The sequence below is a fragment of the Nocardioides sp. BE266 genome (assembly GCF_031457855.1).
Classification (GTDB): domain Bacteria; phylum Actinomycetota; class Actinomycetes; order Propionibacteriales; family Nocardioidaceae; genus Nocardioides.
Genome location: NZ_JAURTI010000001.1, coordinates 638,072 through 654,381, shown reverse-complemented (window position 1 = coordinate 654,381; position 16,310 = coordinate 638,072). Strand labels below are relative to the sequence as shown.

Annotated in this window: 17 protein-coding genes; 4 read left to right on the top strand and 13 right to left on the bottom strand. The window is 71.4% G+C overall.

The window, feature by feature from the left end; all coding sequences use genetic code 11:
* Positions 1 to 27 precede the first annotated feature (27 nt).
* The 4 genes from J2X46_RS03160 to J2X46_RS03145 form a co-directional block, all read right to left on the bottom strand.
* Positions 28 to 2,178: an MMPL family transporter gene (locus J2X46_RS03160; protein WP_310246767.1), complete on the bottom strand. Its 2,151-nt coding sequence runs from the start codon at positions 2,176 to 2,178 to the stop codon at positions 28 to 30.
* Between the two features lie 73 nt (positions 2,179 to 2,251).
* Positions 2,252 to 3,304, bottom strand: coding sequence for a hypothetical protein (locus J2X46_RS03155; RefSeq protein ID WP_310246765.1), 1,053 nt, complete (start codon positions 3,302 to 3,304; stop codon positions 2,252 to 2,254).
* 35 nt (positions 3,305 to 3,339) lie between these two features.
* The gene (locus J2X46_RS03150) at positions 3,340 to 4,173 is read right to left on the bottom strand and encodes a glycerophosphodiester phosphodiesterase family protein (RefSeq protein WP_310246763.1); all 834 of its coding nucleotides are present in this window, start codon (positions 4,171 to 4,173) and stop codon (positions 3,340 to 3,342) included.
* Entirely contained in the window at positions 4,170 to 6,023 is a 1,854-nt protein-coding gene (locus J2X46_RS03145) for an AMP-dependent synthetase/ligase (protein ID WP_310246760.1), read from the bottom strand. The genes J2X46_RS03150 and J2X46_RS03145 overlap by 4 nt, the downstream gene beginning before the upstream one ends.
* 107 nt (positions 6,024 to 6,130) lie before the next feature.
* Here J2X46_RS03145 and J2X46_RS03140 point away from each other — a divergent pair, with 107 nt between their 5' ends.
* Together J2X46_RS03140 and J2X46_RS03135 are read left to right on the top strand one after the other, a co-directional pair.
* The gene (locus J2X46_RS03140) at positions 6,131 to 6,961 is read left to right on the top strand and encodes an arylamine N-acetyltransferase (RefSeq protein ID WP_310246758.1); all 831 of its coding nucleotides are present in this window, start codon (positions 6,131 to 6,133) and stop codon (positions 6,959 to 6,961) included.
* 136 nt (positions 6,962 to 7,097) lie between these two features.
* Positions 7,098 to 7,379: a hypothetical protein gene (locus J2X46_RS03135; protein ID WP_310246756.1), complete on the top strand. Its 282-nt coding sequence runs from the start codon at positions 7,098 to 7,100 to the stop codon at positions 7,377 to 7,379.
* Here J2X46_RS03135 and J2X46_RS03130 read toward each other — a convergent pair.
* From J2X46_RS03130 to J2X46_RS03120, 3 genes are all read right to left on the bottom strand, one after another.
* Entirely contained in the window at positions 7,376 to 7,747 is a 372-nt protein-coding gene (locus J2X46_RS03130; RefSeq protein ID WP_310246755.1) for a nuclear transport factor 2 family protein, read from the bottom strand. The genes J2X46_RS03135 and J2X46_RS03130 overlap by 4 nt on opposite strands.
* 75 nt (positions 7,748 to 7,822) lie before the next feature.
* The gene (locus J2X46_RS03125; protein WP_310246752.1) at positions 7,823 to 8,617 is read right to left on the bottom strand and encodes a DinB family protein; all 795 of its coding nucleotides are present in this window, start codon (positions 8,615 to 8,617) and stop codon (positions 7,823 to 7,825) included.
* A gap of 49 nt (positions 8,618 to 8,666) precedes the next feature.
* Positions 8,667 to 8,882 (bottom strand): amphi-Trp domain-containing protein, encoded by a 216-nt coding sequence (locus tag J2X46_RS03120; RefSeq protein ID WP_310246750.1) that lies wholly within the window; start codon positions 8,880 to 8,882, stop codon positions 8,667 to 8,669.
* Between the two features lie 97 nt (positions 8,883 to 8,979).
* Here J2X46_RS03120 and J2X46_RS03115 point away from each other — a divergent pair, with 97 nt between their 5' ends.
* Together J2X46_RS03115 and J2X46_RS03110 are read left to right on the top strand one after the other, a co-directional pair.
* Positions 8,980 to 9,867, top strand: coding sequence for an alpha/beta hydrolase (locus J2X46_RS03115; RefSeq protein ID WP_310246745.1), 888 nt, complete (start codon positions 8,980 to 8,982; stop codon positions 9,865 to 9,867).
* An 8-nt stretch (positions 9,868 to 9,875) separates the two neighbouring features.
* Positions 9,876 to 10,727 carry a helix-turn-helix transcriptional regulator gene (locus J2X46_RS03110; protein ID WP_310246742.1) on the top strand — a complete coding sequence of 284 codons (852 nt, stop codon included), beginning with the start codon at positions 9,876 to 9,878 and terminating at the stop codon, positions 10,725 to 10,727.
* A 2-nt stretch (positions 10,728 to 10,729) separates the two neighbouring features.
* On the opposite strand, the gene J2X46_RS03105 is transcribed toward J2X46_RS03110, so the two are convergent.
* The 6 genes from J2X46_RS03105 to J2X46_RS03080 form a co-directional block, all read right to left on the bottom strand.
* A complete protein-coding gene (locus J2X46_RS03105) occupies positions 10,730 to 11,620 on the bottom strand; it encodes an aldo/keto reductase (RefSeq protein ID WP_310246741.1) in 891 nt (296 codons plus the stop codon).
* 80 nt (positions 11,621 to 11,700) lie between these two features.
* On the bottom strand, positions 11,701 to 12,849 hold the full coding sequence (locus tag J2X46_RS03100) for an acyl-CoA dehydrogenase family protein (protein WP_310246738.1): 1,149 nt from the start codon (positions 12,847 to 12,849) through the stop codon (positions 11,701 to 11,703).
* On the bottom strand, positions 12,842 to 13,729 hold the full coding sequence (locus tag J2X46_RS03095) for an oxygenase MpaB family protein (protein WP_310246735.1): 888 nt from the start codon (positions 13,727 to 13,729) through the stop codon (positions 12,842 to 12,844). Before J2X46_RS03095 ends, J2X46_RS03100 begins: the two co-directional genes overlap by 8 nt.
* Positions 13,730 to 13,733: 4 nt before the next feature.
* Positions 13,734 to 14,774, bottom strand: coding sequence for an LLM class F420-dependent oxidoreductase (locus J2X46_RS03090; protein WP_310246733.1), 1,041 nt, complete (start codon positions 14,772 to 14,774; stop codon positions 13,734 to 13,736).
* A gap of 24 nt (positions 14,775 to 14,798) precedes the next feature.
* Positions 14,799 to 15,185, bottom strand: a complete 387-nt coding sequence (locus J2X46_RS03085; RefSeq protein WP_310246731.1) for an EVE domain-containing protein — start codon at positions 15,183 to 15,185, stop codon at positions 14,799 to 14,801.
* Between the two features lie 96 nt (positions 15,186 to 15,281).
* Positions 15,282 to 16,259 (bottom strand): hypothetical protein, encoded by a 978-nt coding sequence (locus J2X46_RS03080; RefSeq protein WP_310246728.1) that lies wholly within the window; start codon positions 16,257 to 16,259, stop codon positions 15,282 to 15,284.
* Positions 16,260 to 16,310: the final 51 nt, after the last annotated feature.

Genomic DNA, 16,310 nt, shown 5'->3' with positions numbered 1-16,310 from the left:
ACGGTCAGTGCACGGACGGCCGCACGATCAGTGCACCGTCTCCATCGGTGCCTCGGCCTCCGCCTCGGTGAGCGCGTGGTCGGCCGAGTCGAGCTTGCTCGGCCACCAGATCTTGCCGCCCAGGTCGAGGTTGAGCGCGGTGACCAGCACCGACCGGACGATCAGGGTGTCGAGCATGACGCCCAGCGCCACGGCCACGCCGAGCTCGGCCAGGAACACCAGCGGCAGCGAGCCGAGCACCAGGAACGTCGCGGCGAGCACGATGCCGGCCGAGGTGATCACGCCACCGGTGGAGGCCAGGCCGATCAGCGAGCCCTTGCGGGTGCCGTAGGTCTGGGTCTCCTCCCGGACCCTGGTCATCAGGAAGATGTTGTAGTCGATGCCCAGCGCCACGAGGAACACGAAGGCGAACAACGGGAAACCCGGGTCGGACCCGGCGAAGCCGAAGGCGTACTCGAAGAGCAGCGCCGAGATGCCCAGCGCGGCGCCGAACGACAGCACCACGGTCGCGATCAGGATCACCGGCGCGAGCACGGCCCGCAGCAGGCCGATCAGGATCAGCAGCACCACGGCCAGCACCAGCGGCATGATCACCTTGCTGTCGCGCTCCGAGGCGATCTTGGTGTCGAGGTAGAACGCGGCACCCCCACCCACGATGGCGTCGGCCCCGGACACCTCGTGGACGGCCTCACGGCTGGCCTCGACGACGTCGGCCGCGGTGGTCGAGGAGATGTCGGCGTTGACCGTCGCCTCGAACCAGACGCGATCGCCGCTGACCGGCTGCGGCTCGCTGGGCGTGCCCAGGCTGTCGATGCCCTCCAGCGACGCGGCGACATCGGCGGCCTGGGCGGAGTTGGTGACGACCTGGATGGTGTTGGAGTTGTCGGCGAGGCCGTGCTCGGTGAGCAGCTTCTGGCCCTTGATCGAGTCGAACTCCTTCGTGTAGGTGTCCTCGGTCGACAGGCCGGACGCGTCGAGTCGGAACAGGCCCAGGCAGGCGAGCAGCAGCAGGCCGGTCGTGGTGATCCACACGCGGCGCGGGCGGTGGCTGATGGCGCGACCCACGCGGGCCCACAGGCCGTTGGCGGTCGGCTCGGTGCTGCGGAAGGTGGGGCGCTTGGGCCAGAAGACCCAGCGGCCGCAGATCACCAGCAGCGCCGGGAGCAGCGTCACCATCACGAGCAGGGTCACCGCGACGCCGATGGCGAGGACCGGGCCGAGGCCCGCGGTGGAGTTGAGCTCGGCGAACGACAGGCACAGCATGCCGACCGCGACGGTCGCGCCGCTGGCGAAGATCGCCGGGGCAGCGCGGTGCAGGGCGAAGGCCATCGCCTCGTGGCGGTCCTCGTGGCGACGGAGCTCTTCCCGGTAGCGGGCGACCAGCAGGAGGGCGTAGTCGGTGCCCGCGCCGATCACCAGGATGCTGAGGATGGCCTGGCTCTGCCCGTTGACCGTCAGGTCGGCGTACTTGGCCAGCAGGTAGACCAGGCCGGTGGCGATGAAGTTGGCCGAGACCGCGCAGAGGATCGGGAGCAGCCACAGGATCGGGCTGCGGTAGGTGAACAGCAGGATCACGATGACCACGGCCAGGGTGGCGAAGATCAGGTTGGTGTCGATGCCCTCGAACGCCTCGGCCGAGTCGGCCGCCTGGCCGCCGTAGCCCGCGAGGTGGACCTCGCCGCCGTCGAGCGTGGCGATGTCGCGGATCTCGTCGGCGGCGTCGGGGATGTCGTTCCAGCCGTTGGTGCCGAAGTTGAGCACGAAGTAGAGGTAGGCGACCTCGCCGTCGTCGGACACCAGCGTCGGCACCGGGGCGCCCTGGTCGGCCGCGGCCTGGGCGGCGGCCGGGGTGAGCACGCCCTGGTCGGTGACGCCGTCGAGCTTCGCGATCTCCGGGCCGTCGGCCTCCATCGCGGCCAGGTCGGCGTCGGTGAGCCCGCCGTCGCGGTGGAAGACCACGAGGGTGGGGATGTCGTTGGGGTCGACGGTCTCGGACAGCTCCTCGAGGACCTTCGTCGACTCGGCCGATCCGGGCAGCCAGGACGAGGCCTCGTTGTTCTGGACCGACGTGAGCTTGGCCGAGAAGCCGGCCATGATCACGGTGATGCCGAGGACCGCCACGAGGACGATCCACTTGGTCACGCGTCCGGTCAGGGCTCCAGCGATCTGTCGATGCATGGCTCCAGCAGATCAGCCGGCACCGACATCGTGCATCGGTGATTTCCCGGAGGTCTAGACCGGGTCGTCCCGGTCAGCGGGTCTGCAGGTGGAACGGGTTCCGGGTGTCGATCGTCCCGGCGCGCGGGGCGACGGCGTACTCCATGGAGCCGTCGACGCCCAGCCTGACCACGGCCCACTCGTCGTCCTGGAAGGTCACCACGAGCACGTGCTCGGCGTCCTCCCAGACCTCGTCGAAGTACGTCGCCGAGTGCCCGTTGCGGGCGTAGGTGAAGGTGCGGGCCACGTCGCCGTCGGCCGTGGCCAGGACGTCGAGCACGGTCGGGCCGAAGCCGTCGGCGTAGGCCGGCGTGCCGAGCACGTGGCCGTTGTCGGGCGCGACGTCGGAGAGGATGTTGTCGCAGGTGCGCCACTTCACCCGCCAGTTGCGCATCATCGCGCTGCACGACCCGAAGTCGCTGAGCGAGGTGATGCCGCCGAGCCAGCGGCCGCGGCCGGTGGTGGTCTGCTTCAGGTGCGGCATGGTGTCGACGATGCCGTGCGAGGACGTGTAGAACGCGCGGTGCGGGCCGTTCACGGCGATCGTGCACCCGAAGCCTGGGTCGCCCTCGCCCTCCTTGCAGTTCTCGCCCGTGACCGCGACGGCCCGCGCGGTGCCGGTCACGGGGACCGGGTTGAAGCGGAACACGCGGTCGCCCTCCTGGTCGATCGTCCACACCTTGCCGGCCCGGCCGGCGAAGGAGACCACCTGGCCCTGCGGCGACACGGCGAGGCCGTAGCCGGTGCGCCACTCGCCGCGGCCCGGCGTGCCGTCGGCGGCGACCCAGCGCACCGTCGTGGGGCGGTTGAGTGCCGTCTGGACGACGTAGCCCGAGCCCATCGGGGCGAACGCGACGAGGTTGTTGGCCACCGGGGTCCGCGTGCCCTCGGGCCCGTGGATCACGGTCTTCCCGCTGCGTCGCTCGGACCACGCGATGGCCGGCGGCTCGCCCTGCGCGAGGTCGCGGACGTCGAGCACGGTGCGCGGCGCCTTCGCCGCCACCCGTCCCTCCGCGCTCACGGCCGGTGCGGACGGGACGAGTGCGGCGACGGCGAGCGCGGTCGCGGCGAGGACGAGGGTCTTCATGCTGAGGAGACGTCGCCGACCGGGGGTTGGTTGCGTCAGGCGCCCGGAAAGGCCGGCGGCACGTCGAGGCCCTCGTCGGCCAGGACCTCGCGGAGCCGGTCGGGTCGGTTGGTGATCAGCCCGTCGACGCCGAGCCGCACCAGGTGGCGCTGCGTGGCCTCGTCGTCGACGACGTACGGGATGACCGCCAGACCGGACGCGTGCGCCCGCTCGACCAGGTCGGCCGAGGCGAACGGCTTGTAGGCCGGGTCCTCCACGCCGCTCAGGTAGGGCGAGCCGTGGATGGGGGAGATCGCCGTGAAGCCCTCCGCCGCCGCGGTGCGCACGAAATCGGCGTCGACCGCAAGCCCGTCGAACCACGGCGACGGGGCGTCGGCGCTCGCCTTGAGGTACTTCGGCGAGACGAGCAGGTTGCGGTCCAGCACCGGCTCGGCCTCACCGACGCGGGTCAGCACGCCCCAGTCGAAGCACTGGATGCTGGTGCGCCCGACGAGCCCGTCGACCCGCAGCGCCTCGACGACCTTCGCGACGAACGCCTCGCGCGTGGTCAGCTGTGCGGCGTCGAGGGCGTCGTACTTGATCTCGAGGTTGATCCGCACCGGGTCGGCACCCCGGTCCTCGAGCAGCGCGGCGACCTGGCGCAGCAGGGGCATGGTCGGCGGCAGGTCGGCGCGGGTGAGCTGCCGGATCAGCCGCGCGTCGGCCAGCGCCGCGTCGTGGCAGACAACGACGTCGTCCTCGGCCGTGAGGTGCACGTCGAGCTCGAGCGTCGAGACGCCGAGCGCGAGCGACCGGCCGAAGGCCTCCAGCGTGTTCTCGGGCCAGAGGCCGGCCCCGCCGCGGTGGGCCTGAAGGTCGAAGGACGTCACCCGTAGAGTCTGTCGACCACGTCGGAGTACTTCGCGTTGACCACGCGCCTCTTCAGCTTCAGCGTCGGCGTCAGCTCCTCGGACTCGGCCGTCCACTCGTGGGGCAGCAGCTCCCACGCCTTGACCTGCTCGGGGCGGGAGAGCCGCTCGTTGGCCGCGTCGACCGCGGCCTGCGCCATCGCGCGGATCTGCGGCTTGGTGGAGAGGTCGGCCAGGTCGGTGAACTCGATGCCCATCTTCGCGGCGACCAGCGGCGCGATCTCGCCGTCGAGGGTGAGGATCGCGACGACGTAGGGCTGGTTGTCGCCGAGCGCCATCGCGTGCCCGACGATCGGCGACTCCTTGAGGTAGTTCTCGATGTTGGAGGGCGCGATGTTCTTGCCGGCCGAGGTGATGATCAGCTCCTTCTTGCGGTCCACGACCGCGTAGAAGCCGTCGTCGTCGACCGTGCCGATGTCGCCGGTGTGGATCCAGCCGTCGTCGTCGATGAGGTTGCGGGTCGCGGACTCCTGGCGGTGGTAGCCGGGGGTGTTCACCGGCCCGCGGGTGAGGATCTCGCCGTCCTCGCCGAGGCGCACCTCGATGCCGGGGTTGGGCCGCCCGACCGTGCCCAGCTTGAAGTGGCCGGGGCCGTTGGAGGTGAAGGCCCCGGTCGTCTCGGTCATGCCGTAGACGTCGTACACCTGCAGGCCGAGGCCGCCCATGAACTTCGCGACCTCGAGCGGCATCGGCGCAGCCGCGCTGGCCGCCCACTGCACCTGGTCGAGGCCGAGCAGCAGCCGCAGGAAGCCGAGGATGGCCTCGTCGGCCTTGGCGTAGGCCTCCTCGACCTCGGGCGTCATCTCGTTGCCGTACTCGTGGGCCTGGGTCCACGCCAGCCCCGCGGCCATCGCGTTCGTGACCATCGTCTGGTTGTCGGGGTTCGGGTCCTCGGCGAGCTTGGCCGAGATGCCGGTCTTGATCTTCTCCCACACCCGCGGGACGCCGAAGAACGCGGTCGGGTGGACCTCGCCGAGCGCGCCGAGCAGCCCCGCCGGGTCGGGGATCGCGTGCACGTGGCTGCCCAGGAACGGGGGACCGTACGTCGCCAGCACCCGCTCCGCGATGTGGGCGAGCGGGAGGTAGCTGATGGTGCGCTGCTGGCCCGTGAGGCCGGCGGCGTCGAGCGTGGAGACCGCCTCGTACATCACGTTGTGGTGGGTGAGCACGACGCCCTTGGGGTTGCCGGTCGTGCCGGAGGTGTAGAGGTAGGTGGCCGGCAGGTCGGGGGTGATCTGGTCCATCCGCGCCTCGACGCCGCTGGTGTCGGAGCCGCGGGCGACGAAGTCGTCCCACGTCATCACACGCGCGTCGTCGGCCGTGTCGGCCTCGCTGAGCATCACGACGTGGCGGATCGAGTCGACCTCGGCCAGCGCGCGCTCCCAGCGGCGGTAGCGGTCGTGGTCCTCCAGGATCACCACGACGGGTCGCGCCTCGCCGGCGATGAACGCGACCTGGTCCTGGGCGAGCGTGTTGTAGATCGACATCGGCACCGCGGCGGCGGCCATCGAGCCGTAGTCGGCGAGCGTGTGCAGCGTGCGGTTGGAGGCCATCAGCGCAACCGCGTCGCCCTTCTGCACGTCGAGGGCGATCAGCGCCGCCGCGACCTGCTGGGTCCGCTCCCACGTCTCGGCCCAGCTGATCGTCGACCAGGTCTCGCCCTCGGGCACGTCGAAGCGGTCCGAGAAGGCGGGCTGGTCGCCGAACCGCTCGGCGGCCTGGCGCACCGTGGCCGGCATGTGCAGGCCCAGGATCCGGGCCTCGTAGTCCTCGCGGGCTGCCGCGACGTCGGCGGCGATCTCGTGGGCCATCTTGGTCTCCAACCTGTCTCGCACATGTCTCGGGGCATGTGGCGGGGGTCACATCATGGCCGCGGCGCCCGTGGGCTGGCTAGGTGTCGGTGCGGTTGGATGGACCGGTGACAGGTGATCCGTGGCAGGTCGACCGGCTGGACCTCGACAGCTATCTCGCACGCGTCGGCGTGCCCGCCTCGCCGCCGAGCCGGGCGTCGCTCGACGCGCTGCACGAGGCGCACGTGCGCTCCTTCACCTTCGACAACGTCGACGTGCTGCTCGACCGCCACGCCGGGGTCTCGCTGGAGGCGGTGCAGGAGAAGTTCGTCGGCCGCGGTCGCGGTGGCTACTGCTTCGAGCACAGCACCTTGTTCGCGGCCGTGCTGGAGCGGCTCGGCTACGACGTCCGACGACACCTGGGCCGCGTCGGTGACCCGGCCGCCGGCACCCAGCAGGCGCGCACCCATATGACCATCTCGGCCGTCGTGGACGGGTCCCGGGTGCTGTGCGACCCCGGCTTCGGGATGAGCCTGCTGCGGCCGGTGCCGCTGGAGGACGGCGGGGAGGACGACTACCTGCCGGGCTGGCGCTACCGCGTCCGTCGTACGACGGAGGGGTGGGCGCTGGAGCGCCTCCGCGAGGCCGGCTGGGAGGTCGCCCACACCACCGACGACCTGGCCGTGCTGCCGGTCGACGTGGCGATGGGCCACCACTTCACCAGCACGTTCCCCGGCTCGCACTTCCGGTCCGGGCTGATGGTCACCCGCCACCTGCCCGGGCGCCACGTGACGGTGACCCACGAAGCGCTCACCGTGCGCGTCGCCGGCGGCCCCACCGAGCACCGGCCGCTGCGCGACGGCGAGCTGGGGGAGTGGCTCGACGCCCTGGAGACCGGGCTGTCGGACGAGGAGCGCGAGCTGCTGCTCAGCCGCTTCGCGTCCCCGGCGGCCCCCTAGGAGAGGAGGCGGCGCCAGCCGCGCTTCGGGTGCGGTGACCGGCGCACGTGCGGCGGTCGTGGCCCCTCCACGCTCGACAGGGCAGACGGTGGCACCGTCCGTATGACGTCCCGCGGCCGCGGCGTAGGTTCGAGGCATGGCAACCGACGAGAACACCATCGATGACATGGTCGCCGAGTCGGCCCTCCAGCTGTGGGCGGCCGCCCAGACCGACTTCGACCCGTTCGAGGTGCCGTCCGACGAGTGGCCGGACGACCCCGTGGCGGTGCGTGACGCCGACATCGCCGTCGACGCGCGGCTCGAGGTCGTCGACGTACGCGCCTCGCTGGACCGGCTCGACGGCGTCAAGGTCGTGGTCGGTCGTGATGCCGGCACGTGGAGCGTGCTCCGCACGATCCCCGAGGACACCCCGCTCTAGGACGACCGCGGGCGGAAGCCCGAGCACATGATCCGGAGGTGGCTGATCGTGCCGTCGCCGCGGTAGTAGGCCTGCTGCTCGGCGACGTACTCCCCGTCGGGGTTGGCCAGCTCGAAGCGGTAGCTGACGTGCGCGGTGTCGACCACCTCGTCACCGTCGCTGACCGCGACGACCCGCTCGATCGTGTCGGACGGCTCGAACCACGATCCGAACACCGTCTCCACCACGTCGTCGGGGCCAGTGCCCTCCCAGAGCCGTCGCGGGGTCAGTCCCTTGAAGTCCACGTCGTCCGCGAGCAGCGCGCGGAGCGCCGCCTCGTCCTTCGTGGCGATCGCGTGTGCCAGCCGGCTGCCCAGGGTCTCCGTCACTGGGCCAGTGTGCTCCCGCACGCGTGGCGAGGGAAGGCGCCTCGTCACACGGATCCGTCCGCGAGCGGCAGCGTCTCAGCCCGCCAGCGCGGCGAGGTCGCGCTCGGCGTAGAGCCGGTGCTCCCACTCCTCGTTGAGGATCACCTTCAGGCAGTCGGCGACGGTGAGCGAGTCGGCCTCGGTCATGAACGGTGTCGCCGAGGTGACGTGGCGGGCGAGCCCCTCGTCGTCGAGGTCGGCGAGCACCGCGGCGACGGTGGCGCGCCGCTGTGCCCGGAGGTCGAGCACCTCGTCGAGCGGGGGACGTACGTCGCGGTCCCACGGCACGCCCTCGAAGGTCGGCGCCTCGTCCCACGGCAGGTCGAGCGCGTGCCAGGGCGAGGGGTCGGCGAGCACGACGCCGGAGACCCAGCAGGCGTGCGCGAACCCGAGGTGGCGCAGGGTCTCGGTGAACGACCACTCGCCGTCGACCTGCTCGTGCAGGGTCTCGGCGGGCAGGGCCCGGGCCTTCTCGACCGTGCCCGCCCAGAGCCGGTCGAGCGTCTCGAACGCGAGCCGGAAGCCGGCGGCGTCGGTGGGGGACATGAGCGCGCGCTCGGGCATCCGGCGGTTGAGCTCGGCGTCGACGAGGGGTACGACGTCGACGCCGTTGACCACGACCCGGCCGAGCTCGCCGTAGATCTCGAGGTCGGGCACCTCGACGCCCGTCATCCGTACGCCGTTGAGCCAGGCGGACCGCATGCGCAGCCCGCTCAGGTCGGCGTCCCGGATCGTGGCGTCGTTCAGTCGCACCTCGCTCAGGCGCGCGCCGGAGAGGTCGACCCGCACGAACGTCGAGCCGCTGAGGTCCTGCTCAGTGAAGTCGGTCATGGACCACACCGTAGGGAGGGTTGCGGACGTTCGGCGACCGCTTCGCGGCTCACCAGGTGAGCTCGATCTCCACCTCGTTGGAGTCGCCGAGCTCCACCTCGACCTTCAGGCTGACCTCGTCGGGCACGCCGACCGTGATCCGGCCGCCGTCGCGCGCGAACTCGACCGAGTTGTGCTTGGCCAGGGAGTCGGCGAGGGTCCGCAGCCGGGCGGCGGCCTCCTCGCGGCTCATGGTCCGGGTCTCGTCCATCTCGAAGAGGTCCATCGGGTCTCCTGCTCGCTGGTGGCGGTGTGCCCCGAACCTAGCCAGCGGGTGGGAATCCCCACTGCCGCCTGTCGGTGCCGCGTGGCACGCTGGCCGCGTGACCGACTCCCACCGCCACACCCTCGACGTCCCCGGCGCCACCCTCAGCTACGTCGTCCGCGGCGACCTCGCCGACGCGACCGCCGACTCACCGCCCCTCGTGCTGTGCGGCTCGCCGATGGACGGCACCGGCTTCGGCAGCCTGGCCGACCGCATCCCCGACCGCGTGCTGGTGCTGGTCGACCCGCGCAACACCGGGCACAGCCTGCGCGAGGACCCCACCGCTCCGGTCACGCCCGAGCAGCACGCGGAGGACCTGCACGCCCTCGTCGGGGCGCTCGGTGCCGGCCCGGTCGACGTGTTCGCGTCCTCCGGGGCGGCGGTCAACTTCCTCTTCCTCGTCGCCGCCCACCCCGACGACGTACGGATCCTGGTGGCGCACGAGCCGCCGATGGCCGGGTTGCTGCCCGACGCCGCCGCGATCTCGGCCACGTGCGACGACATGGTCGCGACCTACGACGCCTCCGGCTTCGGTCCGGCGATGGCGCGCTTCATCGGCCTGGTCATGCACCGCGGCCCCGTCGACGATGACTACCGCGCGGCCCCGCCGCCCGACCCGGCGATGTTCGGCATGCCGACCGACGACGACGGCTCCCGCGAGGACCCGCTGATGGCAAACCTGCGCGGGGGCGGCGTCACCCGCGTGCCCGACCTCGAGGCCGTGCGATCGGCGTCCACCCGCGTGGTCGTCGGGGTCGGTGAGGAGTCAGGTGGGCCCGAGGACGGCGAGATCGCCGGCCGATCGGCGCACGCAGTGGCGGCCGCGCTGGGCGTGGACCCCGTTGTGTTCCCCGGTGGGCACAACGGCTTCCTGGGCGGCGAGTTCGGCCAGACCGGCAAGCCCGACGAGTTCGCCGAGCGTCTACGTGAGGTGCTGGCTGGTTGACTCGTCGCATGGACTCTAGCGGGCTTGCCACGCAGCTGAGGCTGTGGCGCGACCGGACGTCACCGGCGTCGGTGGGGCTGCCGAGCCAGCCGCGCCGCCGGGCTCCCGGGCTGCGGCGCGAGGAGGTCGCCCAGCTCGCGGGGATCTCGGGTGACTACCTCGTCCGCCTCGAGCAGGGGCGGGCCCAGCACCCGTCGGTCCAGGTCGTGCAGTCGCTCGCCCGGGCGCTGCGCCTCGACGACATCGAGCGTGACGTCCTCTACCGCCTGGCGGGGCACCTTCCGCCGTCACCCTCGCGGATCCAGCGCCACGTCCCGCCGAGCGTGATGCGGCTCGTCGACCGCCTCGGCGACACGCCGGTCAGCGTGATCGACGCGTCGTGGCAGACGATCCTGCAGAACCAGGCGGCCACCGCCCTCTTCGGCGACCTGTCCGGGGAGTCCGAGCGAGGACGCAACCGGGCGTGGCGCACGTTCATGGACCTGCCCGGGATGGGCCGGTTCGAGCCGCAGACCCGCTCGATGGTCGAGCGCGACGTGGTCGCCGACCTGCGCGCGGCGCTCCTCCGGCTGCCCGACGACCCCGACCTCGCCTCCCTCGTGCGCGACCTGCGCGAGCAGAGCCCGCGCTTCGCCGAGCTGTGGGAGACGACGCCGGCGAAGCCGCGCGGCGCCCAGCGCAAGACGTTGCACCACCCGGTCGTCGGGTGGATGACGCTCGACTGCGACAAGCTGACCGTCAACGACGGCGAGCTCCAGATCGTGGTCTTCACCGCCGAGCCCGGCACGCCCGACGCCGAGGCGCTAGCGCTCGCGGTGGTGATCGGCCTCCAGGAGATGGAGGCCGTCGCCACCGGGTGAGGTCAGTGGCCGACCGGCTTCGGCTCGACCTTGTCGAGCAGCGTGAGGTCGTCCTGGTCGAGCGCGATGTCGAGCACGGCCAGGTTCTCCTCGAGGTGCGCGACCGAGCTGGTCCCGGGGATCAGCAGCAGCCGGTCGTACTGCGCGAGCAGCCACGCCAGCGCCACCTGGCTGGCGGTCACGCCGTGCTTGCGGGCCACCGCGGAGACGTGCTCGTCGGCGGCGAGGGCGGCCGGTCCGCCGGTGAACGCCGAGCCCAGCGGGAAGTAGGGGACGTACGCCACGTCGTGCTCGCGGCAGAGGTCGAGCACCGGCTCGTCGCTGCGGTCGAGGATGCTGAAGGCGTTCTGCACCTCGCCGATGCCGACGAGGTCGATCGCCTTCCGCACGGTCTCGGCGCCGATGCTGGAGACGCCGATGAGGTCGAGCTTGCCCTCGTCGCGAAGCTCGGCGAGCGCGCCGAGCTGGTCCTCGAGCGCCGGCTCCTGCCGGGTCGGGTCGTCGCGCTCGAAGCGGCGCAGGTTGACCAGGTCCATCCGCTCGACGCCGAGCGAGCGCAGGTTCTGCTCGACCTGGGCCTTGAGGTCGGCGGACTCGGCGCCCGGCAGCCAGGCGCCGGTGTCGTCGCGGGTCGCGCCGACCTTGGTGACCAGGCGCAGGCCCTCGGGGTAGGGGTGGAGGGCCTCGCGGATCAGGTCGTTGACGACGTCGGGGCCGTAGAACTGCGCGGTGTCGATGTGGTCGACGCCGAGCTCGACCGCGCGCCGCAGCACGGCGCGGGCCGCGTCGGGGTCGGCCGGCGGACCGAAGACGCCGGGTCCGGCGAGCTGCATGGCACCGAAGCCGATGCGGTGGACGGGCTTGTCGCCCAGGAAGGACACGTGGTTGCTCATGCCTCCACCGTGCGTCGGCCGCGGACGGGGGACCAGCGGACCCGTTGTCATGGGAACGGGAGTACCACCCTCGGCACGCCTTAGAGGCCGAGCATCCGGCCGATGATCTCCTTCTGGATCTCGGTGGTGCCGCCGTAGATCGTCTGGATCCGCGAGTCGGTGTAGGCCTTGGAGATCGGGTACTCGTTCATGTAGCCGTAGCCGCCGTGGAGCTGGACGCCCGCGTCGACCACGCGCTTCTGCAGCTCGGTGGTCCACCACTTCGCCATCGAGGCGAGCGCGGTGTCGACCTCGCCGGCGTTGAGCCGCAGCACGCAGTCGTTGATGAAGACGCGCGCGATGTGCGCCTCGGTCGCCATCTCGGCCAGCACGAAGCGGTTGTGCTGGAACTTCCCGATCGGCTTGCCGAACGCCTCGCGCTCCTTGGCGTAGGCCAGGCACAGGTCGAGGACGTGCTCGACCGCGGCGACAGCGATGCAGCCGATCGAGATCCGCTCCTGGGGGAGGTTCTCCATCAGCGAGATGAAGCCGGAGCCCTCGGCGCCGAGCAGGTTCTCCTTCGGCACCCGTACGTCGGTGAACGACAGCTCGGCCGTGTCCTGGGCGTGCAGGCCCATCTTGTCGAGGTTGCGGCCGCGCTCGAAGCCCTCCATCCCGCGCTCCACGACGAGCAGCGAGATGCCCTGGTGGCCGGCCTCCGGGTTGGTGCGGCAGACCACGATCACCAGGTCGGACAGGATGCCGTTGGAGATGAAGGTCTTCGAGCCGTTGAGGACGTAGTGGTCGCCCGCGTCGACGGCCGTGGTCCGGATGCCCTGCAGGTCGGACCCGGCGCCCGGCTCGGTCATCGCGATCGCCGTGACGATCTCGCCGGAGACGCAGCCCGGGAGCCAGCGCTGCTTCTGCTCCTCGGTCCCGAGGGAGGAGATGTAGGGGACGATGATGTCGGTGTGCACGGCGAAGCCCGGCCCCGAGGCGCCGGCCCGCGCGGACTCCTCGGCGAGCACCATGTTGTAGCGGAAGTCCTGGATGCCTGGCCCGCCGTAGGCCTCGTCGACGTCGAAGCACAGCAGTCCGCGCTCGCCGGCCTTGCGCCAGATGTCGCGGTCGACGATCCCGTCGGCCTCCCACTTCTCGTGGTAGGGCACGACCTCCTTCTCGAAGAAGGCGCGGGCGACGGCGCGGAAGTCCTCGTGCTCCTGCTCGAGGATGCTGGGGCGGTCAGGCATGTGATCTCTCTCCGTGGTGATGAGCGTTGAGGGTGTCGAGCATGGCGAGGGGACCGAGGTCCTCGAGGCGGTAGCCGTGGGGGTACGTCGTCGGCCGATGGCGGTACGCCGTCCGCCGCGGCGGCGCGAGGCGGAGCAGCCGGCCGCGCAGCCGGAGGCCGGCACGCACCGTCCGCACGAACCAGGCGGGCTGGCGTGGCAGGCCGAGCACCTCGCGCAGCGGCTCGTCCATCACCGCGATCGTCACCCGGCGCAGCAGCGGTCGCAGCGGCGGAGGGGCGACCTCCTTGGCGATCCGGATCGACGACTCGGCCAGCCGGGTGGCGGCCGGCGTGTGGGCGAAGTGCCGGCGCTCGGTGTCGACGAGCAGCGTGAGGTAGCCGTCGTACGTCGTCGGGAGGTCCTTGATGCCCATCAGCTCGCCGAAGCGGGTCGTCACCTTCGCGATCGCTGCCAGCTCGTGCGGGTCGAGGGGTCGCCAGCCGTAGGCCTCGATCCAGCGGACCGGGCCGACGATGGTGGTGGCGAGGACGTAGGCGAACTCCTCGTTGGTGATGTCGTAGTGGCCGTGGATGCGGTTGAGCCGGCGCAGCGCGGCGTGCGAGCGGGGCGAGTCGATGCCGTCGAGGGTGGCCTCGTCGCCGATCAGGATGGTGTCGTCGTAGCGCTTGGTGCCGTGGTCGGCGAACTCGCGGGTGCGGTCGAGCAGGTCGGCGATCGAGGGGACGCCGTAGTCGCGCATGAAGGCGATGCCCGTGCCCTGGACGTAGTCCCAGGGGAACTCGAAGCGCGCAGTCAGCCGGAGGATCTCGTCGTGGTCGACCTCCGGGTCCAGCGACTGGATCCGGCGCAGGTTGGCGTAGCGACCCGGCGCGTGCACGGCCTCAGGACACCCATTCCCTGACCTGCGCCACGGTGGCGGCGGGGTCGTCGGAGACGGGGGTGATGTTGAGGTCGGTGACGCCGGCCTCCTTGAAGGCGGCGATCCGCTCCTTGACGTAGGACTCGGGGCCGACGAGGTTGGCCGCCTCGAGCCACTCGGTCGGGATCAGCGCCTCGGCCTCCTTCTTCTTGCCCGAGAGGTAGAGGTCCTGGATCTCCTCGGCCTCCTTCTCGTAGCCGTAGGCGCGCGCGACGTCGTTGTAGAAGTTCTTGCCCTTGGCGCCCATGCCGCCGACGTAGAGCGCGAAGATCGGCCGCGCGAAGTCGAGCAGCGCCTTGGTGTCAGGGCCTTCGCCGATCGCGACCATGCCGCCGGCCATCACCTGCAGCGGCTCGAGGCCCTCCTGCCGCTTGGCGTTGCCGGCCTTGAGCGCCTCGCCCCACACGAGGTGCGCGCGCTCCGGGTGGAAGAGGTGGGGGATCCAGCCGTCGGCGATCTCGGCGGTCTGCTCGACGTTCTTCGGGCCGAGGGCGGCGATCCAGATCGGGATGGTGTCGCGCTCCGGCTTGGTGAGCAGCTTGAGCGGCTTGCCCAGCCCGGTGACCGCGCCCTCGTCCTTGGTGAGCGGGAGGTGGAAGACGCCGTCGGATGACAGCGGCTCGCGCTTGAGGCCGCTGCGGATGATCTCGATGACCTCGGCGGTGCGGGCCATCGGCTTGGAGTACGGCACCCCGTGGAAGCCCTCGATCACCTGCGGGCCGCTGACGCCGATGCCCAGGATCGCGCGCCCGCCGCTGACGTTGTCGAGGCCGGCCGCTGTCTGCAGCAGCGCGCCCGGCGTGCGCGAGTAGATGTTGAGGATGCCCGAGCCGATCTTCACCGTCTCGGTCTTCGCCGCGAGGTAGCCCATCAGGGTCGGGGAGTCGAAGCCGTAGGCCTCCGCGACCCACACGCTGTCGAGGCCCGCCTTCTCCAGGGCGACCACCTGGTCGGCCGCGTTGCGGGGGTTGCCGTCGTACATCAGCAGGGTGGCGAGACGCATGGATCAATCGTGACAGTTTCACTGTCACGATGGCAAGAGGCTCCAGATCGCGTCGGCGTCGTCGGCCGGCAGCTCGAAGAAGCCGAACCTGATCCTGCTGGTCGGCAGGTGGTCGCGGACGGCGGCCAGCGGGATCGGCTCGACCTCGCGCAACGCTGCCGCGCGCCTCCACCCGCCGTCGATGACGGTGCTGGGCACTGGCTCCGAGCCGGTCACCTCGCCGGCCATCGTGATCGCCCGCAGCGGCTCGCCCTTCGGGTACGCCGTCGTCGGGGAGTACATGAGGATCCGGTCGCCGACGGACATCCGGGCGACGGGCGCCTTCTTCCCGTGGTTGGCCATCACGAAGCCCGCCTCCAGCCCGCGGCGCGCATGGTCGAGCGAGGCGACGAGGACCCAGGTGCGTGTCATGCCTCCGACGGTAGGACGGGGGTCCGACAACACGTGTCCGCGAAGTCGCCCTGGGGATCGGCTGGGAGGGGCGGCATCTCGGACACGTGTACGACGTCAGCGGCGCAGGCGGTCCAGAATCCGCTGGGCGCGCTGCGACGGGTACCAGAACTCCTGGTCCTCGGGGGCACCGGTGTTGACGTCGCTGAGGAGGTAGGTGTCGCACACGCCGCGGATCGCGACGACGTCGCCCCAGCGGGTCTGGCCCACGAGGTCGTGTGAGGTCCAGGGCTCGCCCACGCACGGGTCCGCGCCGTTCCACCCGAGATCGGCACGGCTGTGGCGGCGCATGTCGTCGGCCAGCACGGCCACCCAATGGTCGGGCACCGGGGTAGGTCCGATCCAGGGTGCGACGTCGTCCTTGCTGTCCGGCCGCCAGCACGACACGGCACGCACGAGCTCACGCGGATCCCCGATCCTCGACAGCACGTGATCCTTGAACGTCGTGTCCGACCCGCAGCCGAGGGGGAGCGACGCGAGGTCGCTCGCGGGCTTCGACGCCGCCCGCTGGTCGGTGATGCCGGAGAGGAAGGTCGCCAGCACCTCGTCGGAGCCGACCACGTCCTCGCCGCCGATCCGGACGGTGCTGCAGCCACCGGTGTCGCCGGAGATCGAGACGGTCTCGCCGGACGCGAGCGCGAGCCGGAGGTCGAAGCCCCAGCCGCCGTCCTGCGGGCAGATGTAGCGCCCTTCGGGTGTCGACTCCGGCATCGGATCGAGCGTGACGAGGAGCTCGAGCAGCGGAGCGAGGTCCGCGTGGAGGCCGTCCTGCGGCGCGTACCACCGCACCAGCCCGTTCTCAGTGGGACACAGTCGCGCGGCCACTACGTCGGTCGGCACCTCACGCGCAGGATCAGCGGGGTCGGTGCAGGCCATCGACGCCGCTACCGCCTGATCTCCGGCGATCGTCCGGGGTGCGCGGTCCTGGGCTGGAGCCGGCTCCTCGACGCCGGCGACGAACGGCGCCAGCCCGAGCGGCACGACGAGGAGCACGAGCGCGGCGAGCGCCACGGCGACGTACCCCCGTCTCGTCATGCGCCGAGCATGGAGCCGGCGGAGCGGCGACGGAAGGCTCGTCACCGAACC

What these genes read in the sequence shown, in the direction of transcription:
- J2X46_RS03160 (WP_310246767.1), bottom strand. Translation starts at nt 2,178, where the DNA reads ATGCATCGACAGATCGCTGGAGCCCTGACCGGACGCGTGACCAAGTGG.
- J2X46_RS03155 (WP_310246765.1), bottom strand. Translation starts at nt 3,304, where the DNA reads ATGAAGACCCTCGTCCTCGCCGCGACCGCGCTCGCCGTCGCCGCACTC.
- J2X46_RS03145 (WP_310246760.1), bottom strand. Translation starts at nt 6,023, where the DNA reads ATGGCCCACGAGATCGCCGCCGACGTCGCGGCAGCCCGCGAGGACTAC.
- J2X46_RS03135 (WP_310246756.1), top strand. Translation starts at nt 7,098, where the DNA reads ATGGCAACCGACGAGAACACCATCGATGACATGGTCGCCGAGTCGGCC.
- J2X46_RS03125 (WP_310246752.1), bottom strand. Translation starts at nt 8,617, where the DNA reads ATGACCGACTTCACTGAGCAGGACCTCAGCGGCTCGACGTTCGTGCGG.
- J2X46_RS03120 (WP_310246750.1), bottom strand. Translation starts at nt 8,882, where the DNA reads ATGGACCTCTTCGAGATGGACGAGACCCGGACCATGAGCCGCGAGGAG.
- J2X46_RS03110 (WP_310246742.1), top strand. Translation starts at nt 9,876, where the DNA reads ATGGACTCTAGCGGGCTTGCCACGCAGCTGAGGCTGTGGCGCGACCGG.
- J2X46_RS03105 (WP_310246741.1), bottom strand. Translation starts at nt 11,620, where the DNA reads ATGAGCAACCACGTGTCCTTCCTGGGCGACAAGCCCGTCCACCGCATC.
- J2X46_RS03100 (WP_310246738.1), bottom strand. Translation starts at nt 12,849, where the DNA reads ATGCCTGACCGCCCCAGCATCCTCGAGCAGGAGCACGAGGACTTCCGC.
- J2X46_RS03090 (WP_310246733.1), bottom strand. Translation starts at nt 14,774, where the DNA reads ATGCGTCTCGCCACCCTGCTGATGTACGACGGCAACCCCCGCAACGCG.
- J2X46_RS03085 (WP_310246731.1), bottom strand. Translation starts at nt 15,185, where the DNA reads ATGACACGCACCTGGGTCCTCGTCGCCTCGCTCGACCATGCGCGCCGC.
- J2X46_RS03080 (WP_310246728.1), bottom strand. Translation starts at nt 16,259, where the DNA reads ATGACGAGACGGGGGTACGTCGCCGTGGCGCTCGCCGCGCTCGTGCTC.